Source organism: Pseudomonas tremae, from assembly GCF_001401155.1.
Taxonomy (GTDB): Bacteria; Pseudomonadota; Gammaproteobacteria; order Pseudomonadales; family Pseudomonadaceae; genus Aquipseudomonas; species Aquipseudomonas tremae.
Window position 1 is genome coordinate 1 of sequence record NZ_LJRO01000374.1, and the last position, 479, is coordinate 479.

Annotated in this window: 1 protein-coding gene; it reads right to left on the minus strand. The window is 54.1% G+C overall.

Annotation, left to right across the window (positions count from 1 at the left end; genetic code table 11):
- Window positions 1-113 precede the first annotated feature (113 nt).
- The coding region (locus ALO43_RS20845; RefSeq protein WP_054997993.1) for a DUF3237 family protein at window positions 114-479 on the minus strand (366 nt) is incomplete at its 5' end.

Here is a 479-nt window from a genome sequence, read left to right on the forward strand (position 1 = left end):
GGTCAACGTTGGCGAGCCGCGCACCGCGCGCCTGAGCGCCAGTGTCACTTTTTAACCAGTTACAACGGAGCAGGCCTGCAACGGCCTGCTCCACGCCTAACCAATGGGATGAATCAGGACTTCATCCGATAAAAACTGATCAGCGTTTCATTGTCTTGAATGTATTCGGTCTTGCCAATGAAGGCGCTCTTTTCCAGCCATTCATTAGGCCCAAGGGAAACCTTGAAGCGCGGCGTGCATGTGCATTGGTAATGGCCGTCACTGATCGGCCAGACCCCGTTCTGCAATTCCTGCTGACCCACTTCGTCCATGAGCAGGACACCCTGGCTTTCAACGCTGATCAATTCACCCAATTGCGTGACCAGAGTGAAACGAGTGTCCAGAAAGGCAAGCTCGGATGACAATTCAACCTGCATACTGCTGCCGCCAGCCTGCACCGAACCGCTGAAATATTCGGCATGGAACTCTCCGCCCAGAAT